This is a genomic window from Herpetosiphon geysericola (assembly GCF_001306135.1).
In the GTDB taxonomy this organism is placed as follows: Bacteria; Chloroflexota; Chloroflexia; order Chloroflexales; family Herpetosiphonaceae; genus Herpetosiphon; species Herpetosiphon geysericola.
Genome location: NZ_LGKP01000015.1, coordinates 74,382 through 96,601 on the forward strand (window position 1 = coordinate 74,382; position 22,220 = coordinate 96,601).

Genomic DNA, 22,220 nt, shown 5'->3' on the forward strand with positions numbered 1-22,220 from the left:
TCCGATCCACGAAGCGCACGAAGGATACGAAGAATGGGAACCGCGAAGGACGCGAAGAGCGCGAAGGTTGGGTTTTTGCCACAGATTGGCACAGATTTTTGGGATTATGTTTCGATAGCCTATAGCCATCATTGCTCTGCGCCGCTGCGTTAAAATCAACTTTCTGACTTTTGCCTTCTGCCTTACAATCTATAGCCTATAGTCACATTCCTCTGCGTTAACCCAGTTTTTTCAGCTTTCTGACTTTTCTTGCCATCCCCACTCTTTGAGCAATTGGCGGTCTTTTTTGGAGAGCGTGGCGTGGCGCAGCATATCGGGGCGGCGCTCCAGCGTGCGACGCAGGCGTTGCTCATGGCGCCATTTGGCAATATTCGCGTGATGCCCGCTGAGCAAAATCGGCGGTACTGCGACGCCATTCCAATCGGCTGGTTTGGTATAGTGCGGATACTCCAAAAGCCCATCATCGTGGCTTTCGTGGGCCAGCGATTCAGGGTCGAGCACTTCGGGCACGAGCCGCCCAACTGCATCAACAATCGTCATCGCCGCTAGCTCTCCACCGGTTAACACAAAATCGCCAAGCGACACTTGATCGGTCACATAGCGCTCGATATAGCGTTCGTCGATGCCTTCATAATGGCCACAAACCAACACCAAGCGTGGCAATTTGGCCCATTCGCGAGCCATAGTTTGGTTAAATACCCGTCCACTGGGAGTCATCAACACCACCGGAGCAGGATTTGGATCGGCGGCCAAAACCGCTTCGGTGCAGAGCGCCAACGGGCCTGGCTTCATCACCATGCCTGCGCCGCCGCCGGTTGGCGAATCGTCAACCATCTTGTGTTTGTCGGTGGCGTAATCGCGAATATCGTGCAGCTGAAATTGCAATAATTCTGCTTGGGCTGCTCGTTTTAAAATGCTTTCAGTTAGCGGGCCAGTAAACATGGCCGGAAACAAGGTCAAAATATCAAAGCGCATTGTAAAAATCCTATCGTGCCAATTGCGAGGCTTCATTGAGGAGTGTTGGTTCTCTAACTATGATACTCGATGGCTTGGGGCTGATGCAAAATAGTGGGTAAATTGGCATGAATCTGATCTTCCATGCAGGCAATGGAATTGGTACAATGCCAGCAACACTTTACCATAATGATTATCAATCCTCAATTGGCGATCACTACTGAAAGGGCGTTTATTGGCAGCGTGATCGGGAAATAACCAGCAGTAACATCTCGTCAATAGCTTAAAGTGATATACGTATGCTCAATCAGCAACCTTTTAACCGAGAGATTGAGCAATCCACCCTAAAGACCAAGCGCCTGATTGTCGGTTGCTGATTCGGCGCTATTGAACCTCGCGAACCAACCAGAGACCGTTGCTAGTGTAGCAGAGTGTGGACTACAACGGGAGGTATGAATAATGAGCCGACGTGCTGGAATTTTAATTATTGCAATTATTAGTTTGGCGATGATGCTGGGCTTAACCGCTTATGCGCTGGCGGTGCGGCCAGTAGTTGACCAATTAGCACCAAGCTCGCCAACCCTTTTTACCCAACTTCAATACCCATTTAATGCAAGTCTGATTCCGGTTGGCGAAGTGCTCACGGTGCATTCGCGATCTTGGGGCAGCGAGCCAATCGAGAATGTGGAATTGTGGGCTGATGGCCAGCCGTGGGATCTGCAAGCTGCCAATAATGCGACCCTCTACGAAGGGTTTTTTGCTTGGCAATCGCGCAGTTTAGGCGACCATAGTTTGGTGGCGCGCACCAACGATGCAACCAAAATTCCCTCAACCTCGGCAATTGTGCGCCTGAATGCGGTGTTGCCCTACGAACCAGTTGCGACCTTCCAAGTGCAACAAGCAGCTGGAGAAAGCATCGAAAGCCTTGGCAAAGCCTTCGGCATTGAACCACAAACGCTCTTGAAGCTCAATCCACAACTTGGCGATCTGCCTGTTAATCAGCCCTTGGGCCGTGACCAGTTGATCACGGTTCAGCTTGCTGGCCAGTTTACGCCAATTAGTAATACAACTGGTTTAAGCCCCAACCAAGCCAGTTTGCCAGCAAATTTGGCGAGCCTGCCGCTTGCCACGCCCTATGATCCCAATACAATCTGGTTTGATTTGCAGCGGCGTTTTGGCACTGCTAGCTTGCCCTTAGCGCCTGAGGTCTTGGTTGGCAGCAGCAATTGTACAACCGAACTGGTCTTTACGCCCAAATCCGACGCTGCCGATGGCTTTTTTATCTATCGTGCAGGGCCAGATCAAAGCCAATTTAATCTGGTGGCGACGGTTGCTGCTAATGGTGCTGGCCCTCAGCGTTGGCAAGAGCCAGCAGCGTTTGGCCAAACGCTCTATTATGTGGTGGCTTTTAATCCAGCGGGCGCTGCAACCAGCCCAGTCGTGGCCTTGAATAATGCTGATCCTGCTTGCTCAAGTTTGCAAGTGCCGCATTTTGCGAGCCTTATTCTTATCCCTACAACGGCGGTCAACGAGGTTTATTGCTATAGTTCGTTAGCCAATGGCCCATGGCAACGCGTGCCCGACCAAGGTTTTTTAGCGCCGCTTGCTGGCGGCTACGATTTAGCCAGTGCCTTGCCATTGAGCGCAAGCAGCGCCAGCCAAAGCTGGAATTTGGAATGTTGGGGCTGGAATGGCAGCCAACCGCAGTTATTGGGCGCTACTAGCACAACGTTAAATTTGGGCCAAACCCAAGCCATCGCGCTTGATGCTGATTTATTCAGCGTGCAAGGCCAATTGCAAACAGCAACCACAACGCAGCAACTGCCGACCCTGAGTTCAATTGCCCCGCCAACCAACCTACGTCTAACCACCACGCTTGATGAATGTCTGCAAGCAGCACCCCAAGCTGATGATTTTTGGCGTACTGCGTGCAGCACTAATCTGGCGGCGGGGGCAACGGTATTAATTTGGGACTGGAACGAGCAAGCCTGTTTTCCAACTGCTGAGGGTCAAGATTGTAGCGCCAACGCCAATCTTGAAGGCTTTCAAGTGAGCGATCGTTTGGCTGGAACGCCGCTCGAATTAACCAGGGTTGCTGCTGCTCAACGCTTGCTGTTTTTGGCTCCGCGCACCGCGCCAAGCGCAACCGACGAATGTTTGAGCGTGCGCGCCTATCGTGGGTTGGCAATTTCGCTGGCTAGTGAAGTGGTTTGTTTGCCAGCATTCAAATTGGCCGCTGGGAGCTATCAACTGCTGCCAAGCCAATTTCAATTTGGCGCTGGCCTTGCCCAAGCAACGGTTGGTGGTGATTGCCCTGCGTTGCCGATTAATCAAAGCCAACAAACCACCCAACCCTATCCTTATGCCAGCAGTTTGTTGTTGCTGCAACGCTATAGTGTGGCTGAAACGAGCTGTCGCCGCTACACTGCTAGCTGGTTTGATGGCGCTGTGAGCTTTGTTTTGCCGCGGCTTGATCAAACAGTGACGAGCTTAGAATTAACCTTTAATCGCACCAGTGAGCGTGAACCAAACGAGGCTGAACCGTGCAACGCCAATGCCAGCTTGCAAATTGGCAGCGCAACCCAAACCATTACTTGGCAAAGCTTGCCAGCGAATGGTGAGATTAAACTCATAGTTGATCAGGCTTTGCTTGCGCAACTTGGCCAAGCCAACGCCCCGAAATTGAGTTTTATGCTGCAAGCTGAGCGCCAACTTGCCAACCTCAACCAACGGTGTAGCAGCGAGCTTAGCGATTTTTCACTGAAACTAACGGTGCAACCATGAAACGATTGCTTGGAATAGTGCTGATTGGCATCTTGGCCGCGTGCCAGCAACAAGCGCCTGCGCCAAGTCCAGCCCAAATTGTGCCCCAAGTTTGGATTGACGCGCCCTTAGCGGGAAGCTCGCTGGAGCTTGGCCCAATTCAGGTGCTGGCTCATGGCTATCATCCATTGGGCTTGAGCGTAATCGAATTAAGCGTTAATGGCGCAGTTGTGGGCAGTCAACAGCCAACGATGCGTGGCTCGCAATTTGGCTATGCAAGCTTCAACTGGCAAGCAAGCGAAGCCACTGCCTATCGTTTGGCGGTTCGCACCCAAAGTAGCCAAGGCCAATGGAGCGATGTGGCAATTGCTGAGGTTGCGGTTAGCCAAAATAATACACTGAGTATCGCCGCCTTGCCGAGTGCAACCAGCCTGCCAACCGCCACAATTACGCCCACCGCAACGCCAACCAGTTCGCCAACCTTGACTGCTATCCCGACACGCCCAGTTGCGAGCGCCACAATCCAGCCATCGCCAACGCGGGTGCGTCCTTCAAATACGCCAGTGCGGCCAACCAATCTGCCTGCCATTCCACCAACCGACACGCCGATTCCTCCAACTGACACACCTATCCCGCCAACTGACACGCCAGTGCCGCCCACCGCAACTGACACGCCAGCACCGCCAACGGCAACTGACACACCAGTGCCGATCTTGCCGCCAGTGTTTGGTGAACCATCAGCCTCGACCAATGAATTTACCAATGTTGCTGGTTGCGCGTATCCCGATAGCGTCTCAATTAGCGTCTCGGTCGCGAACTTTCCCGCTGGTGATGTGAGTTTGTACTACCACGCTGGCCCAAGTCGTTGGCAATCGACGGTGATGCAACCTGATGGCCGTGGCAACTGGAACCGCACAATTCGCGGGGCGCGTGAGATGTCGGGCCAACGTTACGGTGGCTTTGAATATTACATTTTGGCCCAGGGCAGCGATGGTCAATCGGCCCAAACCCAAATCTATGGCGGCATCGAGTTTCTGCCATGTAAACCATAGTTAAGGATGAATTATGAATTATGAGGACAAAAGTCGGAAGGCAAAAGTCAAAATAAGAACAGAGAGCAAAGAACTTAAGGATGAAGGATGAAGGATGAAGGATGAAGGATGAAGGATGAAGGATGAAGGATGAAGGATGAAGGATGAAGGATGAAGGATGAAGGATGAAGGATGAAGGATGAAGGATGAAATACCCCTCGCTGATGTTCCGTAAGCGAGAGGTTGGGTTTCAAGTCTAGGTCGTAGTGCTAATGCTCCGAACCACGCTATTCTTGGCTCAGCGCTGCTTGCTTTCCAAATAAATGTCATTTTAGGGGGTGCAGGGGGATGAAAACCTCCCTGCGTCTCCCGCCTTGAGGCAGGAAGGGTGGGTGAATTCCAATTAATGAGAGCTGTTAAATCTATTCATGTGCGCCAGTATATTGGGCTGAATAAGCTTCTGAGGCTGGAATATTCGTAATCACATCAATCAGCACCCCATTGGGATCGGCAGTAATAAAATGGCGTTGGCCCCATTCCTCGCTGCGTAGATCAAGCAGCACTGGCAGGCCTGCTTCCGTGATCAAGCGTGTATACAGCGCATCAACATGCTCGACCTCGAAATTAAGCAGCAACCCAGTTGTTGGGCGTTGGCCAGCTACTGGCACACTGACATGGCTATAGTCGAGCACTGCAAGCTCGTGGTGCTGGGCAGTAGCGTGGCGCAAACTAACATACCAATCCGATTCAAACGTTGCGTTAAAGCCAAAGTGCTGAATATAGAAAGCTGCTGTTTCGGCAATTCGATCAGTCATAATCACTGGGTACATGCTGCTAAGTTGCATACTCACTCCTAATCCACTATACTTTACAGAAAACATACAGATTGTATGTTTATTTTTAAGTACTATACATACATGCTGTATGTTTGTCAATAGCAGGAGCTTGCTAATGCCGACCAAGCAGGAACAACGAGCAGCCACGATGGCAAAACTAATTGCAGTTGCGCGGGCGCAATTTGCCGAACATGGCTATGCCCATGCCGCAACCGAGCAAATTGTGCAGTTGGCTGGCGTAACCAGAGGCGCGCTGTATCACTATTTTGATTCCAAAGAGGGCTTGTTTCGCGCAGTAGTAGCCGAAATTCAACGTGATTTGGCTCAACGAATTATCAGCGCTACCGAGTCAATCAGCGATCCATGGCAGCAGCTGTTGGTTGGCTGTCGCGCATTTTTGAGCGCCAGCCTTGATCGCGATATTCAACGGATTGGCTTACTTGACGGCCCGGCAATTCTTGGCTGGGAAGCCTGGCGCAAGCTTGATGCAGAAAACTCAATGCGCCTACTGGAGTCGTCAATTCAGCAATTGGCTGATAGCGGCATCATTGCGCCTGCTTCGGTAGTTGCTGCTACGCATTTACTTTCGGGGGCAATGAACGAGGCAGTGTTGTGGATTGCCCAGGCAGCAGAACCACAACAGGCCCTCGATGCAACGATCGCTGTGCTTGAACAATTGCTCAGCGGCTTGCGCCAAAATTAATACTTTTTTGACATTTTTATTAAGATCATTTAATATATTTTTTATCCACCCCAAACCATCAAGCGACACCACTCCCTCGTGACAACACCTGTGTCGAATTAGTGGCGTTCAGACACTATCGAGCGAACAAGCTTGTTCGTGTGGTTGGTTCAATCCCTATCTCTAGGAGGGTTCATGAAGCCGTCACGCATCGTTCGGTTGGTTGGTTCACTCGCTTTAACGGTAGGTCTAATGGCTCCGCTCAGTGCTTTAGGCCAAACGCGGCAGCCAGTTCAGCAAACGGAGCCGCTTGATCAGGCACGCGCTTATCATCTTGAAGGCGTTACCACCCGCGAAGATCGCAATGCGATTGCCGCAACTGGTGCTTCAATTGATGCAGTTCATGGCAAGGTGTTGGATATTACGGCGAACGCAGAAGAAGCTGCTGCAATTGAGCGTTTGGGTTTTAAGTTGGTCGAATTGCCTGAATTAACAGATTTCCCAGGGGCCGATTCAGCCTACCACAACTATGCTGAAATGACCGCCAACGTTGCAGCGGTGGTTGCCAGCAAACCGAACATTGTGAGCCGCTTCAGCATTGGTCGCTCGTATGAAAATCGCGATTTGATTGCAGTTAAAATTAGCGATAATGTTGGCACCGACGAGAACGAGCCAGAAGCCTTGTTCATTGGTCAACACCATGCCCGCGAGCACCTGACCGTCGAAATGACCTTGTATCTGTTGCACTTGTTGGTCGATAACTATGGCCTCGACAATCGCATTACCAACATCGTCAATAATCGCGAAATTTACATCGTGTTCAGCTTGAATCCTGATGGTAGCGAATACGATGTGGCAACTGGCAGCTATCGTAGCTGGCGCAAAAATCGCCAACCAAACAGTGGCTCATCATACGTAGGTATCGACCTCAACCGCAACTATAGCTACAAATGGGGCTGCTGTGGCGGCTCTAGTGGCTCAACCTCGAGCGATACCTATCGCGGGGCTAGTGCGTTTTCTGCACCTGAAACTCAAGCTATTCGCAACTTTGTGGCAAGTCGGGTGGTTGGTGGCAAGCAACAAATCAAAACCTCGATTTCATTTCACACCTATAGCGAGTTGGTGTTGTGGCCCTATGGCTACACCTACGATTCATATCCTAGCGATATGGTACGCGATGATTATGATGCGATGGCCGCGCTTGGCCGCACCATGGCTTCGAGCAATGGCTACACGCCGCAACAAGCAAGCGATTTGTACGTAGCCGATGGCACCTATGAAGATTGGGCTTATGGTGTGCATCGGATTTTTGCTTATACCTTTGAAATGTATCCAACCAGCGCCAGCCCAGGCTTCTACCCACCTGATGAAGTGATTACCCGTGAAACCAGCCGCAACCGCGAATCGGTCTTGTATCTGTTGGAACAAACCGATTGTCCGTATCGTGCGATTGGCAAAGAAGCCCAATATTGTGGTGGTGGCACGCCAACCCCAACCCCCGGCCCAACCGCAACACCTGGCCCAACCGCAACCCCAAGCCCAGTTGTTACTGTGTTCAGCGACGATTTTGAAACCAACAAAGGTTGGACGGTTAACCCCAACAGCACCGACACCGCGACAACTGGCGCATGGGAACGTGGCGACCCAGAAGCAACCGATAGCAACGGAGCTAAACAACTTGGCACAACCGTCAATGGCAGCAACGACTTGGTAACTGGGCGCTTGGCTGGTAGCTCAGCAGGAGTCTACGACCTTGATGGTGGTTCCTCGTCAGTCCGTTCGCCAGCCTTTACCTTGCCAAGTTCTGGTAATTTAAGCCTGAGCTTCAGCTACTACTTGGCTCATGGCTCGAACGCCAGCAGCGCCGATTACTTCCGCGTCTCGGTTGTAACCAGCTCTGGCACGGTCAAAGTCTTTGAAAAATTAGCCAGCGCCAGCGATGTTGATGCAGGTTGGACGATTGCCAATGTAAGCTTGAATAGCTATGCTGGTCAATCAGTACGGCTTGTGTTCGAGGCTTCCGATGCAAGTAGCGCGAGCTTGGTAGAAGCCGCCGTGGATAACATTAGCGTTACCCAACGCTAAGCTTTAGCAAATCGGATTTTCAGCATGATCCCGTCTGCGCTCTTTGGGTGCAGACGGGATTGATTTAACTCGTCATAATGTGATAGGGCGTTTGACGCGACTGGGTATCGCGCCTATAATGCGCTGTTGCGATGGGAGTTTCTTTAGGTATCTCTGGGTGGGCTGTATTCCTCGCCACGCCCATCCCTCACCAAACACGGAGGCAGCGTTCGTTGTGCGTAAGCAAGTAATTAGTGCCCTCGTCGTGACGATTGTGGTAGTTGCTTTGGCATCTTGGATTGTTTTCTTTCCCAAGTCGTTTCAAAGCTTGACCGGTCGCGATGTATCAACCCACCTAGGTCTCGACCTACAAGGCGGCTCGCAAATCTTTTTACGTCCCGCCGACCCCAACGAAGCAGATTTGACCGCTAAACTCGAAAATGCCGCTGGCGTAATTGAACGCCGTGTCAATGGGCTTGGCGTGAGCGAATCAGTTGTTCAAGTTGTGAACGGCGATAGCATTGTCGTCGAATTGCCGGGGGTCAAAGATCCTGCGGCAGCTTCGGAAGCACTCAAAGGTGCTGGTAACCTCGAGTTTATTGATCCTCAAGGTCAATATTTGCCTGAAGGTACCGAAGTATGTACCACGGCTACGCCCCGCTATCCAATCACGGTGCAGTTGCCAAGCAGCATAACTGGCACCAGTGGCGTAACCACCACCGATAGCTTGAGCAACACCAATCCGTTGTCGCCAACCAGCAATTTGACGACGACGACCCCAACGACGCCAACTGAGCGACCTTGTGATACGCCATACACGACAATTGCTCGTGGGACGGATCTCGACACCAGCCAAGTTGCTTTGACGACTGATCAAGCTGGCCGTCCAGCGGTGTTCTTCCGTTTCCAAACCAACTCGGACTCGGCCAACCAAATCGCGAGCTTTACCAGCCAAAATGTTGGTCGGCCAATGTCGATTGTGGTCGATAACCGGGTTATTTCTAGCCCTCAAGTCAATGGTTCCTTGCCTGGCGAAGGGATTATTACGATGGGCTCGACGGGCACAACCGTTGCTGAGCAAAATTCGCAAGCCCAAGCGCTGCAAAACCAACTCAAATATGGTGCCTTGCCAGTAACCTTGATCGAAGATAGTAACCGCAGCATTAGCGCAACCCTTGGCAACGATTCAATCGAAGCCAGTAAAGTTGCTGGCGCGGTTGGCTTGATCGCGGTTATGTTGTTTATGCTGATGTACTATCGATTGCCTGGCTTGATCGCCAACATCGCGCTCCTTATCTACACTGTGCTCTCATTTGCGGTCTATAACTTGGTTCCGGTCACCTTGACCTTGCCAGGGATCGCCGGTTTTATTTTGTCGATCAGCTTAGCTGTTGACGCAAACGTGTTGATTTTCGCACGGATCAAAGAAGAACTGCATCGTGGCCGCTCATTGGAACGAGCAGTTGAAGATGGCTTCAACCATGCATGGCCATCAATCCGCGACTCCAACGCCTCAACCTTGATTACAAGCTTTATCTTGTATGTTTTGGGTAACGGGCTGGGTGTAAGTATCATTCAAGGCTTTGCATTAACCTTGGCCTTGGGGATTATCATCAGCTTGTTTACGGCAATCACGGTTTCGCGCATGTTGTTGCGCTTAACCATTGATCTTGGGGTTTCGAATGCACGTTGGTTCGGGGTCAACCCCGAAGAAGATGCTGCCGAAGTTGCAGCCTTGTCGTCAGAGCAAGCTTAATAGTTGATTTTCAGCTATATCATCGATAAAGGATTGGGCTATGTTAGATTTAGTGCGTCGGCGCTATTTATGGTTTGCGATTTCGATCCTAACCATTATTCCAGGCTTGATTAGCATTCTGGTATTTGGCATGAACCTTGGGGTTGACTTCTCTGGCGGCGCGCGCTGGGAAATTCATATTCCAAGCATTAGCCAAACCCGTGATGGCTTGGAAAACGAGATTAATGACGTTTTCACCAATAGCGGCATCGAGGGTGCGCGCACCCAATTGTCACAAGGCACAACCAACAACCAACAATTTGTGATTGCCTTTGTGCGTTCCAAGTTGGTGCAGAGCGATTCAGCTGAACGCAAAGCAGTTGAAACTGGCTTGATCAGCAAGTTCGGCGCTGATACCCGGATCGAAACCTTGCAAACCGTTGGTGAAACGGTGCGTGGCCGTTCGATTCGTAATGCGATTGTGGCGATCTTTATTGCCTCGTTGGCGATTATGGGCTATTTGTGGGCCGCCTTCCGTGGCACACCCAACCCACTTCGCTACGGCGTTTGCGCCATCATCGCGATGTTGCACGACGTCTTGGTCGTTATCGGCATGGCTTCAATTTTGGGTTGGTTAATTGGCCTCGAAGTTGATGCGCTGTTTATGACCGCCGTTTTGACCGTGATTAGCTTCTCGGTTCACGATACAATTGTGGTGTTCGACCGCGTGCGCGAAAACTTGCGCCGCTCAAGCGACGATTACGAACGGGTGGTCAATCGCTCGATTGTTCAAACCTTGACCCGCTCGATCAACACCCAATTTACCTCGTTCTTTACCTTGACAGCCTTGTTGCTGTTTGGTGGCGAAAGCATTCGCTCGTTTGTTTTGATTCTGTTGCTTGGTTTGATCAGCGGTACCTATTCATCGATCTTCAACGCTGCCCAATTGTTGGTGGTATGGGAAAATCGCGAATGGCGCAACTGGTTTGGCCGTGGCAAAGATAAAGCCAAACCAGCCGCTGCCTAATTGATCCTGCCCATCGCAGATCCAAAAATGCCCCGCTCGTTGCTACGAGCGGGGTTTTCTGTTTCTCCTCACAAAAGGATGTTAATCTGCTGACTTCACCAACTGCTCGAAATAGGCAGTAATTCGCCCTCCCACATAGTCGTTGAAGCGCGGGCGCTTGCGGCGATAATAACAATCCCAGTAGCTGACAATCCGCTGCTTGGTTTTGAAATAATATTCAGGGTTCGCCAGCAGAAAATTGCGATACACAGCTTTGTTCAAATATGGCAGTTGATCATCGATCAGCAGCAGAATATTTTCAACATATTCAGCTGCAAGCTGCACCACAAACGGCACAACCCATTCAATATCCGCCGCATTTGATGCAAAAAGCATGCGCAGAGCCGCCTCACGCTGATAGCCGTTGTGATGGCGGGTATATAAACAGGCATTCAGCATGCGTTGAATAAATGGCAATTGGGCTGTGTCAGCGTCGCGCTCAAAAAAATGTTGGATTCGTTGCAGCGGCGATAGCTGCAATCCAGCAAAATCGCGCTCAAAATAAACCCGTTGAGGAAGTTTAACCTGTTCAACACCAACGTTGATCTCTGTCGAAGCATGGGGTTCGATCGCTGCACTGAAATCTTTGCTGTGCAGCAAATGTTCAAGATCGTTGGCAAGGGAGGAAGGAAACGCTTGACGTAATAATTGATCATGGCGTGACATGGGCAATCCTCCAAAATTTCTTCTCTCACCGAAATTAAGCAGGCAACGGGGTTGAGGAAACTCAAGCAATTGGAATAGTCAGCAGGAAGAGTGCGCCTGGGCCATCATCATTCGCAACCCAAATCCGCCCGCCGTGGGTTTCGACCGCCAAACGGCAGTAGGTCAAACCAAGCCCTGTGCCTTTGATGCCAGTTTGCTTAACTTGGGCAAATTTTTCAAAAACTCGTTCGCGGTATTGGGCTGGAATGCCAGGCCCAGCGTCGCGCACGCCCAACAAAATCCATTGGCCATGAGGATGATCGTTGGGCAATTGGCCAGCTTGGGCTTTGTGTACATCAATGGTGATGGTTGATGAAGCTGGGCTGAACTTAATTGCATTATCGAGCAGGTTTTGCACAACCCGCTCCAGCGTTTGCACATCAACCGAGGCTTTGGGGGTATTCTCGGCAATATTCAAGGCCACATGAACTTTGCGTTCGTTGAGTAATGGCTCATAATTTTGCATTACAGAACGAATCACATCATCGACCGCCACCGTGATTGGCGTAATCGGCATTTGGCCTGCTTCCAACTTGCTAATATCCATCAACAAATTGACCATATCCAGCAGGCGTGCGCTGCTGCGGAGCGCAATTTTGACAATCTTATCTTGGCCTTCGCTGAGGTCGCCAACCATCTTTTTGGCCAGCATATCCAGTGAGGTCATGACTGAACTTAGTGGCCCGCGCAAGTCGTGAATCATCATATAGGTCAAGTCGTGGCGCAGGTTTTCGGCTTCAATCTCGGTCGTAATATCACGCAGCACAATAATAATGGGGTGTGGGCTTTGATTGGCGGCACTTTGCACCGGCAGGGTTGTCCATTCTAGCCATTGGCTGCGCAAGCCGCCCAATTCCAATTGGCCGCGACCTTCAGCCAAGCGCCCACGGCTGACCTTGTAAATCGCCAAGGTCAATTCGCTCCACGCTTCCTCAGATTTGTTCCATTGCGCGCACCAATGCGTAAGCAGCAAATCGACTGGCTCGCCCAGCAATTCGGCAACTTCGCTGCTGCCGATCATGGTTTGAGCAGCAGCATTAACTTCGACCACCTTTAGCTCGGAGCTAAGCAAAATAATGCCTTCTTCAGTCGAGGCCAAAATTGAGGCTAAACGGTCGCGGCCATTGCTGACTTCTTCGGCCAACCGCCTGGTTTCGACCGCCACTGCTGCTTGGCCAACAAACAACGAAAGCAAATCTTGGGCTTCGCGGTTGGGCAAAGTTTCGGGATACCACAAGTAAATCACGCCCAAGGTTTGGTGGGTCGCCAACAAGGGCAACATCACCAAGGCTTGGCCGCCCAACTCGCGCAGCACGCTCGGCAATTGCGCGCTATCGCCAAGCAACAAGGGCTTGTCGCGTTCGAGCACTTTATGGGCAAATTGAATAATCGCCTCATCAGGTATGTGCTCAATCCCCAAGCCATCAATTGGTTGCAAGGTTGTAGGATCGTTGGGATCGCTGAGCAACACGCCTGCTCCCAGCGCTCCCGTCCAATCGACCATCCCGCCGACGGTAAATTGCCAAATCGCTTGGGCATCGCTGAAGGTGCTGTTAATCGCCATGCCCAGTGCGCTCAAGGCGGTCAGGCCTTCGACTGTTTGGCGCTGGCGGTCGTAAAGCCGATTGTTTTCGAGCGCAACCGCCAATTGCGTAGCAAAAATCTCCAGCATCTGAATTTGATCGGTGGTTGGTTGCAGCCCATTTTTAGGTGCATAGACCGTCAACAAGCCCAAGAGATCGCCATTGGTGCTGCGTAAGACCGCAAACAAGCTATCGTTGGGATGCCACATACCAGTGCGCAACTCGGGCACTTCGACCGCATTTGGTGGGTCGGGCCACAAACGGGCATCGCCATTGCGCCGATGATCGATGTAGTAGGTCGATTCGCCGCGCCGATATTGGGGTTTGAGTAAGGCCTCGACCCGCGCAGGCTCAATTGTAATGCTTGCTTGGGCGGCAAAAATTTGGCTATCGATACCAGCGCTGGCAACGCGTTTGATAATTGGTTTGTGGCCAGGCGTGGTTTGGACCAAGCTGATCGTTACTTGATTAAACCCAGTTGCGCTTTGGACTGCTTGGGCCAAATCAGGCAGAACTGCGCCGAGATTTGATGCCGCTTTGAGCGCATTGCCAATTTGCACAATCTCTTGGAACTGCTTATTGCGTTGGTCAAGCTCGCTAATGCGGCGGGTCAAAGCTTGATCGGTTTGGGTGTAGAGATTGGCGTTTTCAATCGCGATGACTGCTTGGTCGGCCACGGCTTCGAGCAAGGCGCGGTCGGCGGCGGTAAAAGGCAAGCCACTGCGATGATTGAGAATTTCAATCACGCCCTTGACTCCACCAGCCCCCAACAAAGGCACACACAGCAAATCGCGGGTTTCGTGGCCCACCAACATATCAATGCCCGTATAAAACGCTGGATGATCGCCAGCGCGATTGGCAATTAATGATTCGCCAGTGCGCAGCACCAGGCCTGCGATGCCAACATTCGAAGGAATGCGATTGCCAAGCAATTGCTGGCCAACCGGACTCAAGCTATAGCGAAACACCAGTTCGTTGGTGGCTTCGTCGAGCAACAGCAACGAACCTTCTTCAACATTCAACAGCTCTTGCACCCGACCCATAATCAACGATGGCACGGCCTCAAAATCGAGGGTTGAGGTGATAGTGCGGCCAAGTTCATTCAGCAATTCAAGTTGGCGGGCTTGGCGGGTTGTACGTTCATAGAGTCGAGCTTGCTCAAAATTATCAGCAGCGCGGTGCGCCAACATCTCCAATTTACGCAAGGTGTCGGCGTTGTAGCGCACCTCTGGTTCGCGGGTATAAATCACCAACGTGCCCAAAACCCGCTCGCCAAAACGCAATGGCACGCCAGCCCAAAACAGCGGCGGCGTATCATCATCAATAAACAATGGCGTAACGTGATAGTGGGCACAGGTTTCGAGATAGCGATCGGTGATAATTGGCTCGTTGCGTCGAATAATCACCCCAGTTAAGCCATGCGCCACCGTCCATTGCGAATTTGGGGTAGTGCTGTGGCCATCGGCGTAGAAATGGGCCGCCACTTGAAACAACTGCGAATCGGTATCATACAAGGTCACAAACAGATTTTGTGGCCCAAACATCTGTTGAATGCCGCGATTGACCGCCTCGATCAACGGCCCAAGTTCAAGCGAGCTATTCAAGCGTTGGCTAATCAAGTTAAACTGGGTCAATTCGCGCAGTTCGGCGACCAATTGTTGGTGATGGTGCACATGCTGGCAGCCGCTTGGAACGCCAACGCTAACAGCTGTTGATCGCTTGGTTGGGCTTCGGGCAAGGCCAGCCAACCGCGTAAGGTAACGTGTAAGAGTGGCAGCATCGTCCAGCGCAGCTTATCGGCAGTTGTGATCGTCAGAATAATGCCTTGCTCAAGCTGCTCTTGTTGGCTGCTTGAAAGCATTAAATCCAAGGGAATTTCAGGCTGCGTTTCGGCTAAATCAAGCCAAACCAGATGATAATGTGGATTGTGGCGAAATTGCTTGAGGGCGGCGCTTAACGTCGTGTGCAACCCATTGATGGTGGTGGCAGTAGCCAAACGGGGAAGCCACTCAATCATTAAGCGTGCAGGTGAATCTTCAAATGCCTGTTCTTGGGGTTGCATACACATCACGCCTCACATGTGACTGGCCTATCTTACCAAATCTTAGGCTTTTTGACAAAGCTTGTGAAGCGATTTTCGGTTATGAGAATTGGCAGAATGAACAAAAATATGGAAAGCATGAAGAATTTGTAGGTGAGGATGTGGAAGAAGCAGAATATTCCACCACATAAATATTTTGGAGGGCTGAAAACCCCTGCGTTTCCCGCCGGTGGCGGGACGGAAGGGTGGCGAATCAGATCGCATTAAAAATGGCTAGCTTTGGCTTGGTTGCTGGCATAAGCAGTGCTACAATAACAGTATTGTGCAAGAAGGAGCTACTCAATGTTCGATGCCTTCAAAAAGAAGTTTGATGCCACTCCCGAAGGAATGGAAGAACGCGTGCCACCAGGCCAGTACGTAACCCAAAAATTTCCAGTCTTGCACTACGGCGAGACTCCGGTTTATAAAGAGCTTGAACAAACCTGGGATTTACGGGTTTTTGGCGAGCTTGAGGCCCCAAAAACCTTTTCATATAGCGAATTTCGTGCTTTGCCAACCGTCACCATCGAAAATATCGATATTCACTGCGTGACTCGCTGGAGCAAATTAGCCACCACCTGGACAGGCGTGCGCTTCCGTGACTTTATCCAGCATATTCCTGCGCTCAAGCCAAGCGCCAAGTATGTGCTGGCCCACTCCGAGGGCGGCTATACTGCCAATATGCCCTTGGAAATTATGTACGATGACGATGTGTTGCTGGCCTATTTGTACGAAGGCGAGGAGCTAGCGCCTGACCATGGCTTTCCATTGCGCTTGTTTGTGCCCAAAAAATACTTTTGGAAGAGTGCTAAATGGCTGCGCGGCATCGAATTTATGAGCGCCGATCGCTTAGGCTTTTGGGAACGCTATGGCTACCATAACAACGCCGACCCATGGCAAGAAGAACGGCACGCCGAGTAATTAACTTTAACTAAAAAGAACGCTGGTGCTCCTTTGAATTCAGTAGCGCCAGCGTTCTTTGTTTAATGTTATGGAGTGATGGTTTGGGTTGGATTGACCAATTCGCTGACATCGACCAACGGTGTTGCGCCCTCGCCGCTAAAGACTGGCAATTTACCATCCCAGCGCAAGGCCATTTGATAGCGAATCAAGGCATCGGTGACGCTTTCGGCCAGCAGGCGGTTGGCATCTGCTTGGGCTTCAGCCCGAATCAAAATCGAGTCTGCATCGCCTTTTGCGGTAGCACGTTGGGCTTCGGCGCGGCCTTGGGCCTCAACTTTATCTTGCTCGGCCTTGATTTGGGCTTGTTCAAGCTCGTATTTTTGGCGTTCGGCAGCTTGTTGAGCAGTGATTTTGTTTTCCAAGGCTTGCTTCAAATTATCGGGCAAGTGCACTTCGCGAATCACAAAATCTTCCAAAATCAAGTGCCGACGTTCAAATTCAATAATCAGCTGTTCCTTAACTTTATCAGCCAGTTCAGCCCGTTTGTCGCCACTGATGCTTTCCCAGGTGTACAGACCAGCAATCGTGGTCAAAATCGAACGGCTTTGTTGGCGTACAACTTGAAGTTCAATCACATCAAGATCTTGGCCGCCCCAATCGGTGTAAAGTGCCGCAGCTTCTTCTTTTTTAACCCGATATTGCACTGCAATGTCGAGGTTTAGTTGCTGAGCTTCGCTCGATTGCACTTTGACTGAATCGTCGCCACCGGTGCGACCTTCATCGCTACTTTGCACCATAATATAGGTTTGCAGCGTGAATGGGTATTCTTGAATCGCCGTGGTAAACGGATTAATCAAGGTCCAGCCTGGTTCGATTGTGGTTGTAACATTATTATTGGCTTTGTTGAAAGCAATCCCAACATAGCCTGGTGGAATCGTCTTCCATGATGCCGTTAACAGCACCAAGCCAATCACGGCGACAACGATCGCAATGGCAATCGTGCCAATGCGACGGCCCGATGGGCGCTTGCTAGCGTTGCTCATGGTCATTCCTTTCAATATCATCTTGGCCAGCGGAGCGTAACCCGCGCCACCAATCCATAATCATGGGAGCTAATTCAAGCCCTAAACGGTAGCATAAGACGAGGACAACGATAGCAATAGCGAGCTCGCCTAATGTTCTACTCATAACAGCCTCCTGTGAGGTATTAGCACTCACAGCATCTACTACGTGGCTCATGCGCCAGAGTTGCAATTAAATTAGCCGATTTTGTGCTCAGCAAGCAACACTTTGTAGCGTTGATCGCCTGCTAGTTCGCGCACGTTGCCCAAATCAGCTTCGAGCAATGGCTCATAGCGTAAAAAACGATTGGCCACAATCACCAATTGGCCGTTTGGAGCAAGCACTTGAGCTGCTTGTTTCAAGAGATTTTCGGCCAATTGCGGGCTTTGCACCCGCCCAACGTGAAATGGTGGATTCGACACAATCAAATCAAATTGCTCGCCACTGACTGCCTGCGTGCCATCAGAGGCTAGCACACGTCCGCTAAGTTGGTTAGTTTGCAAATTGCGTTTGGTTGCTTCGATTGCTACCATGGTACTATCGATATAGGTTAAATCAAGCGTTGCTTCGCGTCTTTGCAGAACCATGCCCAAAATGCCTGCACCGCAGCCAAGATCAAGCACCCGCTGATTGGGTTGTACGTGGACTGCATCGAGCACCATGGCGCTCGCAGGATCAAGCTGGCCTTGGGCAAACACGCCTGCTGTTGCTTCAACCGCTAATTCAACATTGCCATGCTTAATCAGATGTTGGCTTGCTTGGCTGGTTTGGGCTTGCCAATGCAATGGGCGAAACGACATGACTACATGATGACCTTTTTTATACAAGGTTTTGACGCTTGGCCCGACAATACTTTCTAAAAGTGTCGTGGCTCCGCTTAAACCAGCTTGCTTGCCGCCGCCAATCGCCACAATCCCGCCAGCATTGGTATGTTGGGCCGCCAAATTAATCAGTTCTGCGCCACGCTGGTTGTCGCTCCACCACAAAATGTTTATCAACACCAGATCAAATGGTTTGCTGGGCTTTAAATCGGTAGTGCTAAAAAATTGGGCTGGTAATTTGGCTTGGGCGAAGCTTTGGCGGGCGGCGGCCAAGGCCACAATCGAATCATCGGCAAAGCTCACATGTGCGCCTGCGCGAGCAAGCGCTAAGCCAATGCGGCCAGTGCCAGCGCCGATCACCAAAGCATGTTGGCCAGGTGTGACGACACTCGCTCCCCATTCGGCCAACAAGGTAGCCCCCCAATCGTCGCGTTCGGTATCAAATGGCACTGGCAACAACCAAGCATTCATAGGCATAGCATCCTTTATAGTGCGCTACAGGTGTAGCACTGCTGATTTTGGTAGAATAGCTGCATCATTTTAATCGTGATTGGCTGGTTGCGCTATAGATAGTTTTGAGGAAGGCTGCAATGACGTTTTCAATTGTTGGCTACGACCCAACCACTGGCGATTTGGGTGTGGCGGTCGCTTCTAAATTTTTGGCAGTTGGCTCGGTGGTAAGTTGGGCGCAGGCCGAGGCTGGCGCGATTGCAACTCAATCGTATGCCAACATGAGTTTTGGCCCGAATGGCTTGGCGTTGTTGGCTCAAGGCCAATCGGCTGAGGCCACGCTTGATCAATTGTTGGCTGCTGATGAAGGCCGTGAGCAACGTCAAGTGGGCGTGGTTGATGCCCAAGGTAACGCCGCAACCTGGACTGGCAACGCTTGCCATGGCTGGGCTGGCGGACGAATTGGCGCAGGTTATGCTGCTCAAGGCAACATCTTAACTGGGGCCGATGTGGTTGATGCCATGGCGACCGCCTTCGAGCAAACCCAAGGCGAATTAGCTGAACGCTTGCTGGCAGCGCTTTTAGCTGGCGATCAAGCTGGCGGCGATCAGCGCGGGCGCCAATCGGCGGCGTTGTATGTGGCCCGCAAGGGTGGCGCATATGGCGGGGTGCTCGATCGCTATATTGATTTGCGGGTTGATGATCATCAAAACCCAGTGCCTGAGCTTGGGCGCTTGCTTGGGTTGCATCGTTTTTACCTTACGCCGCCTAAGACCGACGATTTATTGCTGATTGATGCGGAGCTGGCGCGCGAAATTCAGACCATGTTGCAGCACTTTGGCTATTATCAAGGCGAGCTTTCTGGTGATTATGATGCTGTGACGCACGCAGCGTTACAAGCCTATGGTGGAGTTGAAAACCTTGAAGAACGCTTGGTGAGCGCTACCCATATTGATCGCCAGGTGCTTAATTATTTGCGTGAGCACTTTGTGCGCTAATTGAAGAAACCGCAAGGGCCAAAATTGGTTAAAAAAAGCGCCAAATTGGCCCTAAAAACAGGCTTGCGCTAGTTGACTCAGGCACCGGTGTGTGCGATAATGGCGCGTGCGGTGTCTGGAAGGGCCAGACAGTAGGGACATGCGTTGGGATCGTGAACATTGACGGGATTCATCCTCTGCCTCAAAAGCGTAAACACATTCCCTCACTATTTGGAATCCTCCAATTGGCAGCCCTGTGATGCGGGCTTATTTTTGTGTAACCGCTTGTGGTAACGAAAGACGACTATGCAACCATATATTCGACCAACCTACCCATTTAGTGCGCTTGTTGGTCAGCCTCGCTTGAAACAAGCACTGGTGCTGAATGCAGTGAATCCGCGAATTGGCGGCGTGTTGATTCGTGGCGAAAAAGGCACTGCCAAATCAACGGCTGTTCGGGCGTTGGCACATTTGCTGCCATTAATCACCGTTGTGGCTGATTGCCCTTATAGCTGCCCACCAGATCAGCTTGATCGGATGTGTAGTTCGTGTCGTAGTCGTTTGCAAGCTGGCGAAGAATTGCCATTGGCTCAACGGCCAACCCGCTTGGTCGAATTGCCTGTTAGCGCCTCGGAAGATCGCTTGGTTGGTTCGCTTGACCTTGAACATGCCTTGGTCGAAGGTCAACGGCGCTTTGAGCCAGGCCTATTGGCCCAAGTTAATCGTGGTTTGCTCTATGTCGATGAAGTGAATCTTTTGGATGATCACTTGGTTGATATTTTGCTTGATGCTGCGGCTATGGGCATTAACACGGTCGAACGCGAAGGCATTTCGGTTTCGCACCCAGCGCGCTTCATCTTGGTTGGCACCATGAACCCAGAAGAAGGCGAACTCCGGCCTCAATTGCTGGATCGCTTTGGCTTAGTGGTAGAAATTGGTGGCCTAAAAAATGTCCGCGAACGGGTTGACGTAATTCAACGCCGCATGGAATACGATGCAGATCCTGAGCAATTTGTGCAACGCTGGAGCAGCAACGAGCATAATTTGACTGAAGAAATTGCTGCGGCCAAAAAACTCTTGCCCCAAGTGCAAATTTCTGAGCAAGATATGGCTGCGGTGGCGATGCTCTCGCTCGAATTGGGCGTTGATGGTCATCGTGCAGATTTGGCAATTCTCGAAACTGCGCGAACCCACGCTGCGCTTGAAGGCCGCACAACGATTTCGCTTGAAGATATTCGGGTTGCAGCCCAATTGGCATTACCGCACCGTATGCGGCGCCAACCATTTGCCGAAGTTCGGCTTGATGAGCAACAGCTCAGCGATGTGCTGAACAAGGCAGCCCAAGAGCGCCAACGCGGCAACGAAGAAACTGCGGGGCACGAAGAGCTAAAAAAAGCTTAGCCCCGTCGGAGGAAGCGTCCAGCGATAGCGAAGAAGCGGGCGATGAAGAACCACCGACTGGGGCGCCGAAAGGCTCGCCACCCCAAAGCAGTAGCCAAGCAGAAAAAGGCGATGGCAAAGTTTTTAACATTGCCCAAGAATATCGTCCCAAGCGGTTGGAAAGCCAAGCTGACTCGATGCGCCGCAAGGCTGGTGGCCGTCGCACCCGCACGCGAACTGAGCGCAAGCAAGGTCGCTATATTACCAGTCGCGTGCCACGCGGCCAATTAACCGATGTGGCCTTTGATGCAACGTTGCGGGCGGCAGCTCCATTTCAGCGTCAACGCCGCCAGCCGCATATCAAACGGGCGGTGGTGTTGCAACGCAGCGATTTACGCGAAAAAGTTCGGGTGCGCCGAACGCGTAACGCAGTCTGTTTTGTGGTTGATGCAAGCTGGTCGATGGCAGCAGAAACTCGCATGCAAGCAACCAAAGCTGCCGTGCTTTCATTGCTGCGCGATGCCTATCAACGGCGCGACTTGGTTGGGTTGGTGAGTTTTGCCCGCGATCGGGCGACGGTGCTCTTGCCGCTGACCAACAGCGTGGAAATGGCGCAACAACGCTTGCGCACCATGCCAACCGGGGGCAAAACCCCGCTGAGCCGTGGGATGATGGCAGGCTTTGAACTGCTTGCCCGCGCCAAATTGCGCGATCGCGAAATTTTACCCTTGATGGTGTTGTTGACCGATGGCCATGCCAATGTCTCGATGACTGGCCAGCCACCACAACAAGAAGCCTACCAACTGGCCGAGTTTATCGCCAGCCAACAGATTCCGACGGTGGTGATTGATACTGAATTGCCAAATTTCTATCGCGGCTTGGCCAAAGAATTGGCTGATCGCTTGAATGGCTCGTATTATCAACTGGAAGAACTGAGTGTTGGCCTTGCCGAACTGGTACGCTCACACCAAGAATTATCACAGATAAAAATCTAAATCTGTGTAGCTCGCCGATACATTTTGGTCTTTGCTCTGATGCTTGTGAATGTAGCGTTTCCCCACAAGCATTGAGCTGAAGCACCATGAGTTGGATTTGATGGCACGGTCTAGGAATTGGTATGCCACCCAA

The 22,220-nt window shown here is 51.4% G+C and carries 17 protein-coding genes; 10 read left to right on the forward strand and 7 right to left on the reverse strand.

What is annotated here, in order from left to right:
- Positions 1-231: 231 nt before the first annotated feature.
- Entirely contained in the window at positions 232-975 is a 744-nt protein-coding gene (gene trmD / locus SE18_RS09015) for a tRNA (guanosine(37)-N1)-methyltransferase TrmD (RefSeq protein ID WP_054534115.1), read from the reverse strand.
- A gap of 438 nt (positions 976-1,413) precedes the next feature.
- On the opposite strand from trmD, the gene SE18_RS09020 reads away from it, so the two are divergent.
- Both SE18_RS09020 and SE18_RS09025 read left to right on the forward strand, forming a co-directional pair.
- Positions 1,414-3,738, forward strand: coding sequence for a hypothetical protein (locus SE18_RS09020; RefSeq protein ID WP_054534116.1), 2,325 nt, complete (start codon positions 1,414-1,416; stop codon positions 3,736-3,738).
- Complete coding sequence (locus tag SE18_RS09025; RefSeq protein WP_054534117.1) at positions 3,735-4,769, forward strand: hypothetical protein; 1,035 nt, start codon at positions 3,735-3,737, stop codon at positions 4,767-4,769. The genes SE18_RS09020 and SE18_RS09025 overlap by 4 nt, the downstream gene beginning before the upstream one ends.
- A 401-nt stretch (positions 4,770-5,170) precedes the next feature.
- Here SE18_RS09025 and SE18_RS09030 read toward each other — a convergent pair whose 3' ends face one another.
- Positions 5,171-5,593: a VOC family protein gene (locus tag SE18_RS09030; protein ID WP_083469795.1), complete on the reverse strand. Its 423-nt coding sequence runs from the start codon at positions 5,591-5,593 to the stop codon at positions 5,171-5,173.
- Positions 5,594-5,732: 139 nt separating this feature from the next.
- Here SE18_RS09030 and SE18_RS09035 point away from each other — a divergent pair, with 139 nt between their 5' ends.
- From SE18_RS09035 to secF, 4 genes are all read left to right on the forward strand, one after another.
- Positions 5,733-6,287: a TetR/AcrR family transcriptional regulator gene (locus tag SE18_RS09035; protein ID WP_201783483.1), complete on the forward strand. Its 555-nt coding sequence runs from the start codon at positions 5,733-5,735 to the stop codon at positions 6,285-6,287.
- 174 nt (positions 6,288-6,461) lie between these two features.
- Complete coding sequence (locus SE18_RS09040; protein WP_054534120.1) at positions 6,462-8,351, forward strand: M14 family zinc carboxypeptidase; 1,890 nt, start codon at positions 6,462-6,464, stop codon at positions 8,349-8,351.
- 214 nt (positions 8,352-8,565) lie between these two features.
- Positions 8,566-10,086 (forward strand): protein translocase subunit SecD, encoded by a 1,521-nt coding sequence (secD, locus tag SE18_RS09045; RefSeq protein WP_054534121.1) that lies wholly within the window; start codon positions 8,566-8,568, stop codon positions 10,084-10,086.
- Positions 10,087-10,126: 40 nt separating this feature from the next.
- Positions 10,127-11,092 (forward strand): protein translocase subunit SecF, encoded by a 966-nt coding sequence (gene secF / locus SE18_RS09050; RefSeq protein ID WP_054534122.1) that lies wholly within the window; start codon positions 10,127-10,129, stop codon positions 11,090-11,092.
- A gap of 81 nt (positions 11,093-11,173) precedes the next feature.
- Here secF and SE18_RS09055 read toward each other — a convergent pair whose 3' ends face one another.
- The 3 genes from SE18_RS09055 to SE18_RS09065 form a co-directional block, all read right to left on the reverse strand.
- Complete coding sequence (locus SE18_RS09055; RefSeq protein ID WP_054534123.1) at positions 11,174-11,797, reverse strand: hypothetical protein; 624 nt, start codon at positions 11,795-11,797, stop codon at positions 11,174-11,176.
- A gap of 61 nt (positions 11,798-11,858) precedes the next feature.
- Positions 11,859-15,092: a GAF domain-containing protein gene (locus SE18_RS09060; protein WP_054534124.1), complete on the reverse strand. Its 3,234-nt coding sequence runs from the start codon at positions 15,090-15,092 to the stop codon at positions 11,859-11,861.
- Positions 15,050-15,481 (reverse strand): hypothetical protein, encoded by a 432-nt coding sequence (locus SE18_RS09065; protein ID WP_054534125.1) that lies wholly within the window; start codon positions 15,479-15,481, stop codon positions 15,050-15,052. The genes SE18_RS09060 and SE18_RS09065 overlap by 43 nt, the downstream gene beginning before the upstream one ends.
- 321 nt (positions 15,482-15,802) lie before the next feature.
- On the opposite strand from SE18_RS09065, the gene SE18_RS09070 reads away from it, so the two are divergent.
- Complete coding sequence (locus tag SE18_RS09070; RefSeq protein WP_054534126.1) at positions 15,803-16,420, forward strand: sulfite oxidase-like oxidoreductase; 618 nt, start codon at positions 15,803-15,805, stop codon at positions 16,418-16,420.
- A 68-nt stretch (positions 16,421-16,488) separates the two neighbouring features.
- On the opposite strand, the gene SE18_RS09075 is transcribed toward SE18_RS09070, so the two are convergent.
- Positions 16,489-17,445 (reverse strand): prohibitin family protein, encoded by a 957-nt coding sequence (locus tag SE18_RS09075; protein ID WP_054534127.1) that lies wholly within the window; start codon positions 17,443-17,445, stop codon positions 16,489-16,491.
- A 216-nt stretch (positions 17,446-17,661) separates the two neighbouring features.
- Positions 17,662-18,756: a methyltransferase gene (locus SE18_RS09080; protein ID WP_054534128.1), complete on the reverse strand. Its 1,095-nt coding sequence runs from the start codon at positions 18,754-18,756 to the stop codon at positions 17,662-17,664.
- Between the two features lie 119 nt (positions 18,757-18,875).
- Here SE18_RS09080 and SE18_RS09085 point away from each other — a divergent pair, with 119 nt between their 5' ends.
- From SE18_RS09085 to SE18_RS09095, 3 genes are all read left to right on the forward strand, one after another.
- Positions 18,876-19,733, forward strand: a complete 858-nt coding sequence (locus SE18_RS09085) for a DUF1028 domain-containing protein (RefSeq protein ID WP_054534129.1) — start codon at positions 18,876-18,878, stop codon at positions 19,731-19,733.
- A gap of 285 nt (positions 19,734-20,018) precedes the next feature.
- On the forward strand, positions 20,019-21,113 hold the full coding sequence (locus tag SE18_RS09090) for an ATP-binding protein (protein WP_054534130.1): 1,095 nt from the start codon (positions 20,019-20,021) through the stop codon (positions 21,111-21,113).
- Positions 21,114-21,289: 176 nt separating this feature from the next.
- Positions 21,290-22,087 carry a vWA domain-containing protein gene (locus tag SE18_RS09095; RefSeq protein WP_054534131.1) on the forward strand — a complete coding sequence of 266 codons (798 nt, stop codon included), beginning with the start codon at positions 21,290-21,292 and terminating at the stop codon, positions 22,085-22,087.
- The last annotated feature ends 133 nt before the right edge of the window (positions 22,088-22,220 follow it).

Bases quoted from the DNA above. Each gene is read 5' to 3' on its own strand.
- SE18_RS09030 (WP_083469795.1), bottom strand. From the start codon at position 5,593: ATGCAACTTAGCAGCATGTACCCAGTGATTATGACTGATCGAATTGCC.
- SE18_RS09065 (WP_054534125.1), bottom strand. From the start codon at position 15,481: ATGCAACCCCAAGAACAGGCATTTGAAGATTCACCTGCACGCTTAATG.
- SE18_RS09075 (WP_054534127.1), bottom strand. From the start codon at position 17,445: ATGAGCAACGCTAGCAAGCGCCCATCGGGCCGTCGCATTGGCACGATT.
- SE18_RS09070 (WP_054534126.1), top strand. From the start codon at position 15,803: ATGTTCGATGCCTTCAAAAAGAAGTTTGATGCCACTCCCGAAGGAATG.
- SE18_RS09020 (WP_054534116.1), top strand. From the start codon at position 1,414: ATGAGCCGACGTGCTGGAATTTTAATTATTGCAATTATTAGTTTGGCG.
- SE18_RS09035 (WP_201783483.1), top strand. From the start codon at position 5,733: ATGGCAAAACTAATTGCAGTTGCGCGGGCGCAATTTGCCGAACATGGC.
- SE18_RS09080 (WP_054534128.1), bottom strand. From the start codon at position 18,756: ATGAATGCTTGGTTGTTGCCAGTGCCATTTGATACCGAACGCGACGAT.
- SE18_RS09090 (WP_054534130.1), top strand. From the start codon at position 20,019: ATGCAACCATATATTCGACCAACCTACCCATTTAGTGCGCTTGTTGGT.
- SE18_RS09085 (WP_054534129.1), top strand. From the start codon at position 18,876: ATGACGTTTTCAATTGTTGGCTACGACCCAACCACTGGCGATTTGGGT.
- secF (WP_054534122.1), top strand. From the start codon at position 10,127: ATGTTAGATTTAGTGCGTCGGCGCTATTTATGGTTTGCGATTTCGATC.
- SE18_RS09095 (WP_054534131.1), top strand. From the start codon at position 21,290: ATGCGCCGCAAGGCTGGTGGCCGTCGCACCCGCACGCGAACTGAGCGC.
- SE18_RS09025 (WP_054534117.1), top strand. From the start codon at position 3,735: ATGAAACGATTGCTTGGAATAGTGCTGATTGGCATCTTGGCCGCGTGC.
- trmD (WP_054534115.1), bottom strand. From the start codon at position 975: ATGCGCTTTGATATTTTGACCTTGTTTCCGGCCATGTTTACTGGCCCG.
- SE18_RS09040 (WP_054534120.1), top strand. From the start codon at position 6,462: ATGAAGCCGTCACGCATCGTTCGGTTGGTTGGTTCACTCGCTTTAACG.
- SE18_RS09055 (WP_054534123.1), bottom strand. From the start codon at position 11,797: ATGTCACGCCATGATCAATTATTACGTCAAGCGTTTCCTTCCTCCCTT.